This window comes from Rhodococcus sp. BP-332 (assembly GCF_019836065.1).
Lineage (GTDB): Bacteria > Actinomycetota > Actinomycetes > Mycobacteriales > Mycobacteriaceae > Rhodococcoides.
This window is the reverse complement of the sequence record NZ_JABUEC010000002.1, coordinates 256,540-272,340: the sequence shown is the minus strand read 5'-3', so window position 1 is coordinate 272,340 and position 15,801 is coordinate 256,540. Positions and strand designations below refer to the sequence as shown.

Sequence of the window (15,801 nt, the reverse complement as noted above, 5' to 3'; positions counted from 1 at the left end):
GTGATCTCACTGCAGTGAGGTCACGGCCTTCACGTCCGTCAGCACACGGTGCAGGGCGGGGTTGGCGGCGTCGTGACGCCACGCGGCGTTCAGTCGCACGGGTTCCTCGGTGCTGGAACGGATCTCGCGGAACACGACACCCTCGGTGTGCATCGTGCGTGCCGAGGCCGGCACCAGTGCGCAGCCCAGGCCGGAGCTCACGAGCATCAACATGGTGTGCACCTGCGTCACGTACTGCACGTATCGAGGCGTGACCCCGGCGACGGTGAAGGTGCTGATGAGGAGCTCGTGGAAGTAGCGGGCATCCACCGGCGAGTACATGATCACGGGTTGATCGTCGAAGTGCGTCACGCTCAGACGCTCCACGTCGAGGAGTTCGTGCCCCTCGGGAAGCGCAGCGACGAGTGCCTCGCGGTGGATGGGCCGCGTCAGAATTCCCGGTCGCGTGACGGTGGGACGGACCAGACCGAGATCAAGTTCTCCGCTCGCCAGGGCGTCGATCTGAATCGACGACACCATCTCCCGCAGCACCAGTTCGACGTCCGGCAGAGCCGCGCGCACGTCCGAGAGCAGCCGAGGCAGGACGGCGTGCGCGGACGCCGCGGTGAAGCCGATGACGACGGTGCCCAGATCACCGGCGGGGACACGCTTGACGGTCAGTGCGGCGCTCTCGGCCAAGCGGACTATCCGGCGGGCGTCGGGCAGGAACGCCACGCCGGCGGCCGTGAGGGTCACCGAGCGTGACGTCCGATCGATCAGCTGCACGCCCAGTTCACTCTCGAGCTGCTGGATCTGCCTGCTGAGCGGGGGCTGGGTCATGTGGAGCCGCTCTGCGGCTCGGCCGAAGTGCAGCTCTTCCGCGACGGCGATGAAGCACGTCAGGCGCGAGAGCGAGAACATCGGCTCAAGATAGCCGACCGTGTGAACGGCCGGTCACCATCGCGGCGAGGAGTTGACGAAGTCGGGTTCGAGACTCTGCCGGTAGCCGGTGTCGTCACGGTCCCTGATCCCGCAGTCGAGGTACTGCTGGTGCAGCCTCGCCAGCGCGTCCTCGTCGAGTTCGACGCCCAGCCCCGGTCCCGTGGGTACCGCGACGGCGCCGTTCTCGATGCGCAGAACGCCCGGGACCACGACGTCCTCGGTCTTCCACGGCCAGTGTGTGTCGCAGGCGTACGTGAGATTCGGCGTGGCGCCGGCGAGGTGCACCATCGCGGCGAGCGAGATGCCGAGATGGGAGTTCGAGTGCATCGACAGGCCGAGTCCGAAGGTGTCGCAGATGCCGGCGAGCAGCCGTGAGCGTTGCAGTCCACCCCAGTAGTGGTGATCGGACAGCACGACCCCGACCGAGTCGCGTCGGACCGACGGCTCGAGCTGATCGAACGCCACGACACACATGTTGGTCGCCAGCGGCATGGCGGCCTTGCGGGCCACCTCCGACATTCCGTCCAGGCCCGGTGTGGGGTCCTCGAGATACTCGACGACACCGGTCAGGGCCGACGCGACCTCGAGGGACGTGTCGACGGTCCACGCCGCGTTGGGATCCAGCCGCAGTGGGAGATCGGGAAACGCCTCGCGCAGCGCGTGCATCGCGGCGATCTCCTGCTCGGGTGGGAACACCCCGCCCTTGAGCTTGATCGCGCCGAAGCCGTACCGGTCGATCATCCGTCGGGCCTGCGCGACGATGCCCTCGGGATCGAGCGCGGCACCCCACTCGTCGTCCGCGGAGCCGGGGTGCCCGGCCCACTTGTAGAAGAGATAGGCACTGAACGGTACGGCCGTGCGCACCAGGCCACCGAGAAGATCGGAGACGGGCCGCCCGAGGATCTTGCCCTGGATGTCGAGGCACGCCACCTCGAACGGCGAGAACACCCGATCGGTGGTGCTGGCCGTCGTGATCATGCCGGCCACCCCGTCACCACCCGTCACCGTCAGGCCACCCAGGCACTCGTCCACGACGGCGCGCAGCGTGTGGAGTGCGAAGACGTCCACCCCGACCATGGCCTCGGCAGCAGCGTTCAGGCGAACGAGATGCGCGGTGTCGGCGTAGGTCTCGCCCAGACCCACGGCGCCGTCGTCGGTCCGGATCTGCACGATCGCGCGCAGAGCGAACGGCTGATGGACTCCGACGGTGTTGAGCAGCGGCGGGTCGGCGAAGGCGACGGGGGTGACGGTGACGGAGGTGATCCGGGCGCTCACGAGTGCACGGCCTCCTTGGTGACCGAGTCGGCTGCGAGGGAGTCGGCGAGCACGGCGCGGCCGGCCGCGATGATCGCGGTGAGCGCCTCCACGTCCGCGGGGGCGGCGTCGATCAGCGGTGCCCGAACGGGGCCGGCGGCAACACCTTCGAGCGTGACGCCCGCCTTGATCAGGGAGACGGCGTAGCCGGGTACCGAGTCGCGCAGACGCACGAGTGGGTGGAAGAACTCGCGCAGCAGGGCGTCGGTGAGCGTGACGTCGTCGTTCTCGAGCGAGGTGTAGAACGCCAGGGCCAGCTCCGGGGCGAAGGCGAACGTGGCCGACGAGTAGAGCGTGACGCCGATGGCGCGGTAGGCCTGCTGCGAGACCTCGGCCGTGGGCAGTCCGTTGAAGAACTGGAACGCCTTGCCGGTGGGCGCCAGGGAGTCCTCGACCGCACGCACGATACGCGAGACGCGATCCAGATCGCCTGTACCGTCCTTGAATCCGACGACGGTGGGGAAGTGGGCGACCTCGACGGCGGACGCCTCGTCGTAGCGCGCGTTGCCGCGGTTGTAGACGATCACCGGCAGGTCGGTGACGGAGGTGACCTCGCGGGTGTACTCGACCAGGCCGGCCTGCGGCATGGTCACCAGGTAGGGCGGGAGCAGCAGGATGCCGTCGGCACCGTTGTCACGAGCGGATCGGGCGAAGATCTTCGCCTGGGCCACCGAACCACCCGCGCCCGCGTAGACCGGGACGCGGCCGGCGACGGTACGCACCGCGGTGGCGACGATCTCGCCGAACTCGACGGCCTCGAGAGCGTGGAACTCACCGGTGCCGCAGGCGATGAAGACACCGCCGGGGCCCGCGTCGACACCCTTCGCGATGTGCTCGGCGAGAAGTGCGTGGTCCACCTCGCCGGAGTCGGTGAAGGGGGTGACAGGGAAGAAGAGGACGCCGTCGAGCATGAGATCTCCTGGTGTACGAGGGGGGTGGTGCGGGAAGGCCGGAGGCCGGCCGGGGTGGTGCGGGAAGGCCGGAGGCCGGCCGGGGTGGTGCAGGAAGGTGAGTGGCGGGGTCAGTCGCGGGAGAGTTGGCCGTCGACACGCCGCCAGATGCCGTCGGGGTTGCCGTCGGCGATGGCGCTGGGGAGCAACGCGGCGGGAACGTCCTGGTACGCGACAGGGCGCAGGAACCGCTCGATGGCGAGCGAGCCGACCGATGTCGAGCGTGAGTCGGACGTCGCCGGGTAAGGGCCGCCGTGGACCATCGCGTGGCCCACCTCGACGCCCGTGGGCCACCCGTCGAAGAGGATGCGTCCGGCCTTCAGCTCGAGGACGCGGAGCAGGCGTCCGGCGTCGGCGTGATCGGCGGCGTCGGCGTGGATCGTCGCGGTGAGCTGACCTTCGAGAGCGCGGGCCACGGCGGCGACCTGCTCGGCCGAGGTGCAGCGGACGACGAGCGCGGATGCGCCGAACACTTCGGCCTGCAACACGTCTCGGTCCAGGAACGTCGCGGCGTCGGTGCTGAAGAGTGCCGCGCGGCCGGCGTTGGGTGCGTCGGTGACGGTGCCGCGGGCGACCTCGTCTGCGGCGGCGCTCAGCGCGTCGACACCCTTGCCGTAGCTGTCGGCGATGTTCGGCGTCAGCATGGTGGTCGGGGTGCTGGCCGCGACGGCGTCCGCAGCGGCCGCGACGAAGGCGTCGAGTTCCGGTCCGTCCTGCGCGATGACGAGGCCGGGATTGGTGCAGAACTGTCCGGAGCCGAGCGTCAGGGAGGCGACGAAGGCTCGGCCCAGATCTGCGGCCCGCGTCTCGAGGGCGTGCGGGAACAGGAACACCGGGTTGATGGAGCTCATCTCGGCGTACACCGGGATCGGTTCCGGTCGACCGGCTGCGGCGCGTACCAGAGCGGTGCCGCCGGAACGGGATCCGGTGAAGCCGACGGCCTTGACGCGCGGGTCGGTGACCAGAGCGGTGCCGATGGTGCGGCCGTCGCCGTAGACGAGCGAGAACACTCCCGCCGGCATGCCGGTCGACGCGGCGGCCTCGGTGATCGCGCGGCCGACGTACTCGGACGTACCCGGGTGGGCGTCGTGGGCCTTGACGATGACGGGGCATCCGGCGGCGAGTGCCGATGCGGTGTCGCCGCCGCCGACGGAGAAGGCGAGCGGGAAGTTGCTGGCGCCGAACACGACCACCGGTCCGAGTGAGACCTTGCGCTGGCGGATGTCGGCGCGGGGAAGGGGTACGCGATCCGGCTGTGCGGGGTCGATGCGGGCACCGTTCCAGCTGCCCTCGCGGAGCACCGAGGCGAACAGGCGGAGCTGTCCGCTGGTGCGGCCGACCTCACCGGTGATCCGACCGACGGGCAGGCCGGACTCGGCCACCGCGCGCTCGATGAGCGTCTCGCCCAGCGCCTCGATGTTGTCGGCGATGGCGTCGAGGAAGTCGGCGCGCGCCTCGGACGTGGTGGAGCGGTAGGCGTCGAAGGCCTCGTCCGCCGCCGCGCAGGCCGCGTCGACGTCGGCCATCGTGCCGTGCCGGTAGGCGGGCTCTAGATCCGCGCCGGTGGACGGATCGATGCCGTGGACGGTCGTGCCGGTGCCGGGGACGGTGGACCCGGCGATGATCAGTTCCCCGGTCAGAGGAGCGGTCGTCGTCACCGTTGCAGTCATCAGTGCATCAGCCCTTCTCGCAGTGCGTGGTTGTACACACGACGCTAAGGCGCCGTGTCATACAAGTCCAAGTCAAAATTGCACTGCAGCGATGCACTGTCGGTATCGACAGGGGTGACGCCTCGGTTCCCGCGGGCGTTGTGTGTTCCCGTGGTGGTTGCAGCGGCCGCGGGAACACGGAACGTCAGCGGGAGCGCACTCGCACGGCGACCGTGCCCACGAGAACGACGACTGCCGCCGTCGCGGCGGTCCACCCGACGGTGGTGTTCAGGACCTCGCCGGACAGGCGCCCCTGCGCGACCCACCCGAGTCCCCACGCGAGAGACAGTGCGGGCGCGATCCGTCCGGCGGAGACGGTGGCCAGGAACAGTCCGACGAGCGCCGCGACGACGAGAACGAGAACGGCCCACAGGGTGGCCGCCGACTCGACGCCCGTCGACGCGAGCCATGCGCTGACGTTCGCGACCGTCGCGATCGCCACCCACCCGAGGTAGAGGCCCATCGTCCCGTCGGTGATCACCGTGTCGACGGCGGTGGTCCGCGGAGCCGCGATCAGCCGCGCGAACACGAACGCCAGGCTCGCGAGCAGCGCGACGATCACGACGACGCTCAGCAGTACCTGCCCGAACTGCACCACGGTGATCCACGCGGCATTGAGTAGCATCGTCACGGCGATGGGTACGCGGAGTGCTCGTTGCCGCTCGGACCGGCGCTGGGCGGGCAGTGCCTGCCAGACGGCGTAGGCGATCAGTCCGAGGTAGATGACCGACCAGATGGAGAACGCGGGCCCCGCCGGCGCAACGAGGGTGGCGGTCGCGCTGAGGGCACCATCCGCCGCCTCGGCGATGGGAGTGCCGACCACAGCGCCCGAACCGAGGAATCCTCCGACCAGGGCGACGATCGCGCTGACGACGACCAGGAGAACCGAGCCTGACGATGCGGGCTCGGTGTGCTGCCGAGGTGTGGCCGTGTCATGGGTCATGGGAGTCCTTCGAGCCGACGGATCAGGTCGGCACACGGTTTCCCGGAAGTTCAGAAACTGAAACACTTCGTTCCCCGGAGCTATCAATAGCGAGCACGTCCACGCAGTTCCCGATTCGACTCACCCGAGTACGGATCGGACCTCGGCTGGGACGGAGGCGTCATCGTCCGGCACTGTCATGGCAGACCAGCTGTTGTCGGCCGCCAGCCTTCGCAGTCCAGCGGAGTCCCGGAACCACAACGAGTCGTCGTCGGCCCATACCACGAGATAGCCGCCGGACGAGGGCGGTGCCTGACCCCGATGGAGGGTCGATCCCGTCGAATCGCTGACGGTCAGGACCGCGCCGGACGTGTCCTCCAGGACACGTGCGGTGAACGCGCCTGACGGTGATGTACGCGGTCCGACGAGATCGACGGGCGCCGCTGGCGCACTGGTCGTCGTGGGTGTGGCGGTCGTGGTGGTCGTGGCGGTGGACGTCGTCGTCGGAGCCGCGGACGTGACCGACGGGGTTGTGGTCGTCGCCGCTGAGGTGGTCACGGTCGGTGCGGTGGATGTCGGTGTGGCCGACGGATTGATCGATTCTGTCGACGTGGCCGGAGGCGCTGCGACTCGCGCGGACTGAGCGGCAGTGCCCCCGCAGCGGGCGCTCGCGGCGATGCCCGCCAAGCCCGGGTTCATGGTGACAGTAAGCGAATTGCTGGGCGCCGACGTGACGCCGCCTATCGTCGCGGTGACGAAGACGGTGTAGACCCCGGTGAGTGGAGCGAGGTTGATCAGGGCCCCATTGTCGAGGTCGAACGACACGCGCCCGCTCGCCGTCGTCGTCGGTGACGCCGACTTCGCTATGTCGGCGCTCCCCGACTTCCGCAGGACATACGTATAGGTGGCGCCGGTTCCTGAGGGCGCCCAGCTCAGAGTGACCATGGAGATCAGGTTGAGAGCCCCGCCCTGCTTGTTGGCGCAGGCCAACGATCCAGGTGCGGCAACCCCCGCCCTCGTGGTCAGTGTGCCGGACACAGCAGTTCCCGAGTCCGGGGCGAGTGCTGCGTGGGCGGCAGGCGCGCCGGTGACCGACAGTGCCAACAGAGCGACAGTGAAGACGCTGACCATGACTGTCGCCGATCCTGACGACGGAGATGCGGTCTGCGCCGGCGCCGTGGCACTTGGTTTCCACGCGATGAGGACGAGGAGCCCTACGAGCAGGCCGCCGGCGACTATCGCTGTCGGGCTCGACAGCCAGGCCACAGCCCACCCAAGTGTTCCGACGTGAGCGAATACTCGATCGACCTCGGTCACCGTGTAGGGATTCGAGTCGGGGAAATCGTTGGCGTCGCCCTTGAGGATCATCGTGACCGAGTCCGAGGTGGAACCTTGAATATCGTCGACCCGGTGCGTAAGACGTGAACCGTCCTCACGCTCCACGGTCACGATGTCGCCGGCACGAACGTCGGTGGCGGGCACGGTGCGAGCCAAGGCGAGCGCACCGGTGTCGATCGCGGGGGACATGGATCCGGACTGGAACACCAGCGGGGTGATCGAGAACAGCGCGGCTGCGACGGCTGCCGTCATGCAGAGGACACCCAGCGCAGCGCCGACGGTGAGCGCCAGCTCCCGAATGACGCTGTGCTCTCGTTTTTCCGGCTGTCGGTGGTGGCCGCTCATGCGGACATCGCGTCGAACGTGAGGGTCACGGTTCCGGAGACCGGGTTGAGCGGAAGAATGGCGGAGGCGGGGATGGACACCGCCACGCAGAGCGGATCCGATCCGGACGCCGCTACAGGTCCCCTGGCGGGGAAGAGGGTGGAGTCCGATGTATTCGACAATGTTGTCGTGGAGCCTATTTCGGTCCCCGGGCAGGAGCCACTAGCGATGGCCACTCTGAGAACATTCGCGATTCCCGGTGTACTCGCCCGTACCTTGGCCGAGTACAGGTACGGCACCGTTCCGGCGTTCGACACGATGAGAGGCGTGGTGACGGTCGTGCCGGGAATCATGTCCGTCGCTTTCACGTCTTGTGTGAATTTCGCGGGCTGATCATCGACGCCGTCGAGCTTGAGATCGACGTAACCGGTGGTGAACAGGCCGGAAGTCGCCGTCGCCGTGTCGGACCACGCCGCCATGGTGCCGACGCTCCCGAGGCCCATCACTATCCCGAGGGACAGGAGAGCGCGAAGTCGCGCGCTGGACATGCGGCCCGGAGGTCGGACCGGTGGGTGCGTCATGAGGACGACTCCTTCTCGGCGCGGCGGCCGCGGAAAGCGCCGCCGAACATCACCACGGCATAGAGGAACAAAAAGCCCGAGATCACCAGCACGGAGATTCGGCGCTGCTCACCGTTGATCCATGTATTCACATGGCCGAGAAACGGCACGGAATACCACACTGCTCCCCTGATCTGACCGAACTCGATGGGTGCATCGTCGGCGTTGTTGTTGTCGCCTCGGGTGATGTATCGGGTGCCCCCGTCCGCAGACTCGAGAACGGAGACGATCCGGTGCGTGACCACTTCGGGACGGCCGGACTCGAGCTGATAGGTCACGGGCACGCCGATTCCGAGGTCGGTGGGTCGTACCTCGCGCACGACGATGAGGGTGCCGGGTGGGTAGGTCGGCTCCATGGAGCTCGTGAGAATCGTGTACGGCACCGCTCCCGCGATTCGTGGCACGACCACCGTCGCGGCGAGAATTGCCAGAGCGCCGAACAGTGCTGTGTACGAGAGGATTCGGCCGACCCACCACCGCAGACCCAGGTCGCGGGCCGAGCGGTGACGGCTCATCCCTGCTCCGCGAGGAAGGTGAAGGTCACCTTCGACGACGCCCTCGAAGGCGGAGTCGCGGTGAGTGCCACGCGGAGGCACAAGACCTCTGATGCACCTGCCGCGAGTGTGCGGAAGGCGGGTGACGCAGGACCCTGCGCGGTCGACAGTGGTCCCGTGTAGAGCGTCTCGACGGTTCCGCTGGGTGCAGCTGCAGCCGGACATGACGCAACAGAAGCGACCTTGGATGCGACGACAGTCATCGACGACGCGAGCGGAGCAGTGGCTGCGGCGCTCTGGAGTCGATACCTCATGGCGATGTTCCCCGCGTTCCTGACCGTCAGCGGTGCCTGAGAGAAGGCATCCGGGCCCAAATTCGTTCCACCCAGAGCGGCCAACTCGTAGGCGTCCACTTCCGCTCCGGACGCACCGACCTTGATGTCGAGTGTGCCGGCGCGAATCGTTCCGCCGTTGGTGACGGCATCGTTACGCCACAGCGCGCCCGTCGTCTGGGTGGATCCGAGGACCACCACAGCGACGGACGCGGCTGCGGCCACGACATATCTGATGTGTTTCACCGCGACGATCAGGGATCAGGGGGTGCGGGATTGCTGCAGCTTCACGGCGAACGCGGACAGATTGACTGTTCCGTTCTGAGCCGTCAGACCCGACACCGAGCTCGGGAAACTGAAGGTGACCTTGACAGTGACGGTCTGATCGCTGGAGGCGATACGGACGGCCGAGCCGGTGCTGGGCAACGCGGTCGCACCGGAGGTGCCGGAAACGGTGATGACCATGTTCTCCTTGAGGTTGCCGGTTCCCGTGATGGTGTTGAGATCTACGCTGAGGTCGGCGAGAAGGTTGTTACCGCTGGCCTCGATGTCGTACGTCTTCGTGTAGGTGACCACATCACCCGGAACCACGAGGTAGGTGGCGATGTTCGGGATCGGTCCTGCGGGTTTGACGTCCGAGGTCGTCTGCTCCCACAGCCCTGCGGCGGCGTTGGCGGTGATCTTGAGGTCGCCGGCGGTGACCGTCCCGCCATTCGTCGTTGCTTCGCTGTTCCAGAGCGCGAAGCTGCCCATGCCGCCCAGGAGCAGAACGATTGCCGCCACAGCGGCCAGCGCGCCCTTTGTTGCCTTGTTCATCAGAATCGCTTTCGATTGGCCGGTGAGGGCGTTTGGTTCAGCCACGATCGTGGCGTGAACTGCGGCCCGTCAGGGCCAGATGCGATGGTGTCTGCCATTGTTTCGGCCGGGTGAACCATTTCGTTAACGTCCGTGGCAAAAAAGTCCGATAAATTGTTTTCGAGAGGTTTGAGATGCTGATGCGCTGACCGGGATGGACCGGTGCCACCATGGGAACCTCGACCGACTCGACACTGAGGAGACCACCCGTGGACCACAGAGGCGTGCTCATCGACGCGTACGACCGCATCAAGGAGACCGTGCACACGACGCTCGACGGCCTGGATCGGGAGGCGCTGACCTACCGCATCGATCCGGAGGCCAACACCATCGCCTGGCTGGTGTGGCATCTCGCGCGGGTGCAGGACGATCACGTCGCGGGTGTGGCGGGCAGCGAGCAGGTCTACACCGCGGACGGATGGAACGCCCGCTTCGCACTTCCGTTCGACGACGACGCCATCGGGTACGGGCAGTCGACGGAGGACGTGGGCAAGGTCGACGTCGACGCTGAGATCCTCGCCGGATACGTCGATGCCGTTCATGCGCGCACCGTCGAGTACCTCGACACCCTCACGGCAGAAGACCTCGACCGGGTGATCGACGAGAACTGGGATCCGCCGGTCACGCTGGCCGTCCGCCTCGTCAGTGTCGTGTCCGACGATCTACAGCACATCGGCCAGGCGGCCTTCATCCGTGGAGTCGTCGAGCGGCGGTGAGAGAGCCCCGTGTCGGACGGCCGTGACATCGTGACGGCACTCGGCACGAGAGGACCCGAACGATGACCACCACCACCTGGCCGCTGCGTTGGCCGGCGTCCGCACGCGATGTCGCCGACGGCATCGTCCGACTCTCCGCGGCGCTGCGAGAGCCCGATGCCGACGCGGTCGACGATGCTGTGTCGGAACTGGCCTCGCAGAACGGTGTTCGCGTCGAGGACGTCTACGCCGCGATCCTGCGGATGCTCCTCGAGGCTGCTCATCCCGACGGCCTCGACGGTGACGACGTGGGCGCCGTCGTCCGCGAGGCGGCCGCAAAGGACACCGGGTCGGATCCGTCCGACGTCGTGGCCGTGGTGCTCGGCACCCTGGGGGTCCATCCGGAACCGGAGCGTCGGACGAGCGGGTCGAGCGCCGAGGACGAGAATCAGGACCCCGACGACCGTCGAGACGACGGCCAGGTGGTCGTGGCGAGAATGGCCGCGGCGCCTGCTATCCGTGCGTCGGCGGCGGTCACGGACGTGCTCCTCGCCCGCATCGGATCACCGATCGAGGCCGTGGTGACCATGGTCGTCGACGACATCGCCGCCGCGGAGACCATCGAGTGGCCGTGATCGCTCGTCCGATCCGGAAGCACCGGCGCGGGTAACGTGAGTCCCCATGCGCGAGACACTGACGTGGGACCTGTTCGGCACGGCGTCGCGTGAGCTCACACGCACCGTCGTGGACAGTGGCTTCCGGCCGGACATCGTCATCGCGATCGCACGCGGCGGACTCATCCCGGCCGGGGCTCTGGCTTACGCGATGGGTGTGAAGGCCGCCGGCACGCTCAATGTCGAGTTCTACACCGACGTCGAGGAGACACTGCCGGATCCGGTGGTGCTCGCGCCGTTGCTCGACACCGACGCACTCGTGGGGAAGAAGCTGCTCGTCGTGGACGACGTCGCCGACTCCGGGCGCACTCTCGCGCTGGTCGTGGGCTTACTGAAAGAGCATGCGGCAGAGGTGAAGTCCGCCGTCGTCTACACCAAGCCCCGCACCATCATCACGCCGGACTTCTCGTGGCGGGAGACCGATCTGTGGATCGAGTTCCCGTGGTCCTCGGAGCCGGTCATCGAACGGAATTGACCTGCTGCCGTCAGCGGATCGCCACCTCGGCGCCGCGGAGTGCGGGTGCGCCGATCAGCGTCGTCCAGGACGGGACCGCGGTGGGCTCGACGCCGCTGCCCTGTCCGTAGATGACGGCCAGCGTGTCTCGCTCGGCGTCCGATCCGGCGTACGACGCGTCGGCTGGAACGGGTGACTGCTGTGGGAGCGACGCGTACTCGATGTCCTGTGGGCCGGGATTGCGTGAGGGCACCTGGTACGACCCGTCGTTGAGTCCACTGCCCGGGTACTGCGGGAAGAACCGTCCGGGTGCGGTGACGTCCTGATAGCAGGCGGCCGGCCTGTCGTCGAAGAGGCGCGGTTCGTCCTGGTTGGGGAGGTAGCCGCCGCGCGGGTTGACGAAATTGATGGTGGCGCGCGCACCGGGGTACGGATCACCCACTCCCAGAATGCGTCTCGCCTCCCCGATCAGGCCCGCGAACTTGGGCAGCATGCACCCGAACGTGGGGGAGAACTCGGCGAGCAACTCCAACGTCTCTCTGCTGCCGTCGGCGATGGTGATGATCGACTCGGCGTTCGCCGCGAGCAGGTCCGCGGTGCTGCCGGACGATGCGGTCGCCGACGTCAGAAGCGTGTCGACGGCGGGACGTCGCTCGACGAGCGTGTTGCCCGTGACGGTGAGATTGTCGAGTGCGTCGAGCAGATCGGGAGCCGCGGTGGAGTAGGTCTCCGTCAGGGCGGCGAAGTCGACGAGATCCTGCTGCAGCGCCGGCAGCTCACGGCTGAGGCCGGTGACGATCTCGTCGAGTCGGTCGAGTGTGCGACCCAGTGCCTCGCCCCGCCCGTCGAGGGCCTGCGACAGCGCGCCCAGAGTGGTGGCCAGCTTGTCCGGGGGAATGGCGTCGAGCAAGGGCAGCAGGCTGTCCAGTAATTGGCCGACCTCGATGGCGTTGCCGCTCGTGTCCTGCTCGATGACGTCGCCCTCCGCGATGGGAGTGCCCGTTCCTCCTCGCGGAATCTGAAGTGCGACGTAGCGCTCGCCGAACAGCGTCTTGGGCAACAGGCGCGCCGTCACGGACGCCGGAATCATCGGTGCCGAGTCCTCCTCGAGCGCGATGCGGGAGATCACGACACCGTTCTCCGTGGTCGACGATCGCACTTGGCCGACGATGACTCCCCGCACCTTGACGTCGGCGTCGGGTGGCAGCGCGTTTCCCACCGAATCGGTGCGCAGTTCCACCGTCACCACGGACTCGAATGTCCGGGCGTACACCGCGGTGGTGAAGCCGACGAAGGCCACCACGGCCAGAAAGAACGCGAGACCGGCCAGGCGGCGCACCATCATCCGGGAATGGTGACCGCGATCACACCATTTGTCAATGGCCTCTCGACCGTTGACACGAAAGGATCACGGGGCGCTGATGTCGATGAGCACCTTTCCGGTCACCCCGGACTCGACGGCGGCATGAGCGTCGGCCGTGGCACCGAGAGAGAAGCGGTGCAGCGGCAGCCCGTGCGACTCACCGACCGGGAGTGCACCGGCCCGAACAGCCTCGGTCACGTCGTGCTTCGCGGCCTCGAGAGCGGCGGTTCCCACGGTGTACAGCAGCACGAACTGGTAGCGAATGTTGCCGACCATGCTCGGGCGGATGTCGATGGAGACCGCGTCGCCGCCGTTGTTCGCGTAGATCGCGACCGACGCGCGGGGTGCGGCGACGGCGGCATCGAGCTCCGCGTTCTGGGCGGGAGCCACCTCGACGATGATGTCCACACCGTGCGGAGCCAGTTCGCGGATGCGAGCCACAGCGTCGCCGGACTTGTAGTTGACGATGTGGTGCGCACGGGCTGCGGTGGCCAGACCTGCCTTCTCCGGGCCGCTCACCGTCGTGATGACGGTGGCGCCGGCCCAGCGGGCCAGTTGGATCGCGGCGTGGCCGACCGCACCTGCACCGCCGGCGACCAGGACGGTCTTGCCGTCCAGTGCGCCCGGATGGAGACGGGACGGTCCGTCCTCGGACACGGTGAGCGCGCGATGGGCGGTCACCGCCGGGACGCCGAGCGAGGCGCCGAGGTCGAAGTCGGCGTTCTCGGGCAGCCGGACCACGCGATCCGCCGGGACGACGGTGAACTCCTGGGCGGTTCCGGTGGGGCGCTCGTGCTGGGCGAGCAGCAGCCACACCCGGTCACCGGTGGCGATGCCCTCGACCTCCGGGCCGACCGCGTCGACGACACCGGCCCCGTCCTGGCCCGGAACCACCTCGTCGAACGCGGGCTTCTGCCCCGGACCCGCGCCCGTCCGCGACTTCCAGTCGGTGGGATTGACCCCCGCGACGACGAGGCGCACCCGCACCTCGCCGACGCCGGGCTCCACGATGTCGCGGTCGACTGCGGTCAGGACGGAGGGTGCACCGGTCTCGGTGTAGACGATTGCCTTCATGTGTGGGGCAACGATTCGACCGGGGGGTCCTGTTCCTGAGAGGGCGCCGCTCGAACGTTCACTTGACCGATCGGCCCCCATGGCATGGACTCACGGGCGTGCACGAGACTTCTCTGAACCGCCGCGGCTTCCTCCGGACCACCTCCCTCGCCGCAGGGGTGGGCGCCGCGGCGACCCTCACCGCGCGGACCGCGGCGGCGCAGTCGTCGTCCGTCTTCCGACACGGCGTCGCCTCGGGCGACCCACTCGAGGATGCGATCCTGCTGTGGACCCGCGTCACGCCGACCCCCGACGCGACGCCGGGGTCCGGCCGTGGACCGGCCACCACCGTCACGTGGGAGCTGGCGCGCGACGCCGCGCTGACCGACGTGGTGCGCTCGGGCAGCGTCGTCACCTCTGCAGACACCGACCACACGGTGAAGGTCGACGTCACCGGTCTGAGCCCGGCGACGACCTATCACTACCGGTTCACGGCGGCGGGCGAGTCGTCGACGGTGGCCACCACCCGTACTGCCCCTGCCGCCGAGGCCGACGTCGCGCGCCTGCGATTCGGCGTCGTGTCGTGCGCCAATTGGGAGTCGGGGTACTTCTCCGCGTATCGCCATCTCGCCGCCCGCCAGGATCTCGATGCGATCATCCATCTGGGCGACTACATCTACGAGTACGAGACGGGCGGGTTCGAGGGCAAGAACGGCGTCGTGCGAGTGCACGATCCAGTGCACGAGATCGTCTCCCTCGCCGACTACCGAATCCGGCACGCCCAGTACAAGTCCGATCCGGATCTCCAGGCCGCTCACCGAGGTGTTCCGTGGATCTGCACGTGGGACGACCACGAGTCGGCGAACGACGCCTACGCCACGGGCGCCGAGAACCATCAGCCGGACACCGAGGGGGACTGGGCCTCGCGCAAGGCCAACTCGGTTCAGGCCTACTACGAGTGGATGCCCGTGCGCGCTGCGGGAACCGCGAACAACCGGCACCTGTACCGCCGACTGCGGTTCGGGACGCTGATGGAGCTGTCGATGCTCGATCTCCGCACCTACCGTTCGAAGCAAGTGCTGCCGTTCCAGGGCCCGGTGGTGGACTCGCCGGATCGCACCATCACCGGCGCCGACCAGATGGCGTGGCTGACGGCAGGTCTGACGTCGTCGCCCACGCAGTGGCGCATCATCGGCAACCCGGTGATGATCACGCCGACTCTGATTCCGCCGCTGGACCCCGAGGCGGCGCGAGGTGTCACCCAGCTGCTGGGGCTGCCGGCCGCCGGCGTGTCCTACAACGCCGATCCGTGGGACGGGTACACGGCCGACCGTCGTAGGCTGCTCGACGCGATCCGTACCGCGGGAGTCGACAACACCGTGTTCATCACCGGCGACATCCACTCCTCGTGGGCGTGCGACATCCCGGTCGACGCCGCGGCGTACCCGGCGGCGGGAACGGTGGCGACCGAGCTGGTGGTCACGTCGGTCACCTCGGCGAATATCGACGACTTCCTGAAGGTCCCGGAGCACACGGTAGGACGGGTGGCGGAGGAGGCGTTCAAGGCCTTGAACCACCACGTCAAGTACGTCGACCTCGACACGCACGGGTTCGGTGTCTTCGAGGTGACGCCGTCGGGCGCGCAGATGGATCACTGGTACGTCACCGCCAAGGAGGATCCCGCGTCGACGGCCTACTTCGGTGCGGGTTTCCGCGTCGGGTCGGGCACGCAGACGGTGGCTCCGGCTCCGCGCCTGGCTCCCTGACTGCCCTGACGTACCCC

The 15,801-nt window shown here is 68.0% G+C and carries 16 protein-coding genes; 4 read left to right on the top strand and 12 right to left on the bottom strand.

All coding sequences use genetic code 11. The features are described 5' to 3' along the window. Positions 1-6 precede the first annotated feature (6 nt). The 10 genes from HQ314_RS07070 to HQ314_RS07025 form a co-directional block, all read right to left on the bottom strand. Positions 7-900 carry a LysR substrate-binding domain-containing protein gene (locus HQ314_RS07070; RefSeq protein ID WP_027504713.1) on the bottom strand — a complete coding sequence of 298 codons (894 nt, stop codon included), beginning with the start codon at positions 898-900 and terminating at the stop codon, positions 7-9. Between the two features lie 33 nt (positions 901-933). Further along, positions 934-2,196 (bottom strand): glucarate dehydratase family protein, encoded by a 1,263-nt coding sequence (locus tag HQ314_RS07065; RefSeq protein ID WP_056441958.1) that lies wholly within the window; start codon positions 2,194-2,196, stop codon positions 934-936. Then, positions 2,193-3,146 carry a 5-dehydro-4-deoxyglucarate dehydratase gene (locus HQ314_RS07060; protein ID WP_222631604.1) on the bottom strand — a complete coding sequence of 318 codons (954 nt, stop codon included), beginning with the start codon at positions 3,144-3,146 and terminating at the stop codon, positions 2,193-2,195. Before HQ314_RS07060 ends, HQ314_RS07065 begins: the two co-directional genes overlap by 4 nt. A 110-nt stretch (positions 3,147-3,256) precedes the next feature. Continuing rightward, positions 3,257-4,855, bottom strand: coding sequence for an aldehyde dehydrogenase (NADP(+)) (locus tag HQ314_RS07055; protein WP_222649707.1), 1,599 nt, complete (start codon positions 4,853-4,855; stop codon positions 3,257-3,259). Positions 4,856-5,039: 184 nt separating this feature from the next. Beyond that, a complete protein-coding gene (locus HQ314_RS07050) occupies positions 5,040-5,837 on the bottom strand; it encodes a TspO/MBR family protein (RefSeq protein ID WP_222649706.1) in 798 nt (265 codons plus the stop codon). Between the two features lie 120 nt (positions 5,838-5,957). Continuing rightward, on the bottom strand, positions 5,958-7,499 hold the full coding sequence (locus HQ314_RS07045) for a signal peptidase I (RefSeq protein ID WP_222645545.1): 1,542 nt from the start codon (positions 7,497-7,499) through the stop codon (positions 5,958-5,960). Further along, a complete protein-coding gene (locus HQ314_RS07040; RefSeq protein ID WP_222649705.1) occupies positions 7,496-8,059 on the bottom strand; it encodes a SipW-dependent-type signal peptide-containing protein in 564 nt (187 codons plus the stop codon). Before HQ314_RS07040 ends, HQ314_RS07045 begins: the two co-directional genes overlap by 4 nt. Continuing rightward, complete coding sequence (locus HQ314_RS07035; protein WP_222649704.1) at positions 8,056-8,613, bottom strand: signal peptidase I; 558 nt, start codon at positions 8,611-8,613, stop codon at positions 8,056-8,058. The genes HQ314_RS07040 and HQ314_RS07035 overlap by 4 nt, the downstream gene beginning before the upstream one ends. Continuing rightward, on the bottom strand, positions 8,610-9,170 hold the full coding sequence (locus HQ314_RS07030; protein WP_308119293.1) for a hypothetical protein: 561 nt from the start codon (positions 9,168-9,170) through the stop codon (positions 8,610-8,612). Before HQ314_RS07030 ends, HQ314_RS07035 begins: the two co-directional genes overlap by 4 nt. A gap of 15 nt (positions 9,171-9,185) precedes the next feature. Then, the gene (locus HQ314_RS07025) at positions 9,186-9,785 is read right to left on the bottom strand and encodes an alternate-type signal peptide domain-containing protein (protein WP_222649703.1); all 600 of its coding nucleotides are present in this window, start codon (positions 9,783-9,785) and stop codon (positions 9,186-9,188) included. A 203-nt stretch (positions 9,786-9,988) separates the two neighbouring features. Between HQ314_RS07025 and HQ314_RS07020 the strand changes: the two genes are divergently transcribed. The 3 genes from HQ314_RS07020 (at position 9,989) to HQ314_RS07010 (ending at position 11,623) form a co-directional block, all read left to right on the top strand. Next, positions 9,989-10,495 carry a DUF664 domain-containing protein gene (locus HQ314_RS07020; protein WP_222639451.1) on the top strand — a complete coding sequence of 169 codons (507 nt, stop codon included), beginning with the start codon at positions 9,989-9,991 and terminating at the stop codon, positions 10,493-10,495. 62 nt (positions 10,496-10,557) lie between these two features. Then, entirely contained in the window at positions 10,558-11,109 is a 552-nt protein-coding gene (locus HQ314_RS07015) for a hypothetical protein (protein ID WP_222649701.1), read from the top strand. Between the two features lie 46 nt (positions 11,110-11,155). Then, complete coding sequence (locus HQ314_RS07010; RefSeq protein ID WP_222632966.1) at positions 11,156-11,623, top strand: phosphoribosyltransferase; 468 nt, start codon at positions 11,156-11,158, stop codon at positions 11,621-11,623. A gap of 10 nt (positions 11,624-11,633) precedes the next feature. Here HQ314_RS07010 and HQ314_RS07005 read toward each other — a convergent pair whose 3' ends face one another. Both HQ314_RS07005 and HQ314_RS07000 read right to left on the bottom strand, forming a co-directional pair. Beyond that, on the bottom strand, positions 11,634-12,944 hold the full coding sequence (locus HQ314_RS07005) for an MCE family protein (RefSeq protein WP_056442420.1): 1,311 nt from the start codon (positions 12,942-12,944) through the stop codon (positions 11,634-11,636). A 66-nt stretch (positions 12,945-13,010) separates the two neighbouring features. Beyond that, a complete protein-coding gene (locus HQ314_RS07000) occupies positions 13,011-14,039 on the bottom strand; it encodes an NADPH:quinone reductase (RefSeq protein WP_056441992.1) in 1,029 nt (342 codons plus the stop codon). A gap of 98 nt (positions 14,040-14,137) precedes the next feature. On the opposite strand from HQ314_RS07000, the gene HQ314_RS06995 reads away from it, so the two are divergent. Then, entirely contained in the window at positions 14,138-15,784 is a 1,647-nt protein-coding gene (locus tag HQ314_RS06995) for an alkaline phosphatase (protein WP_222649700.1), read from the top strand. Positions 15,785-15,801: the final 17 nt, after the last annotated feature.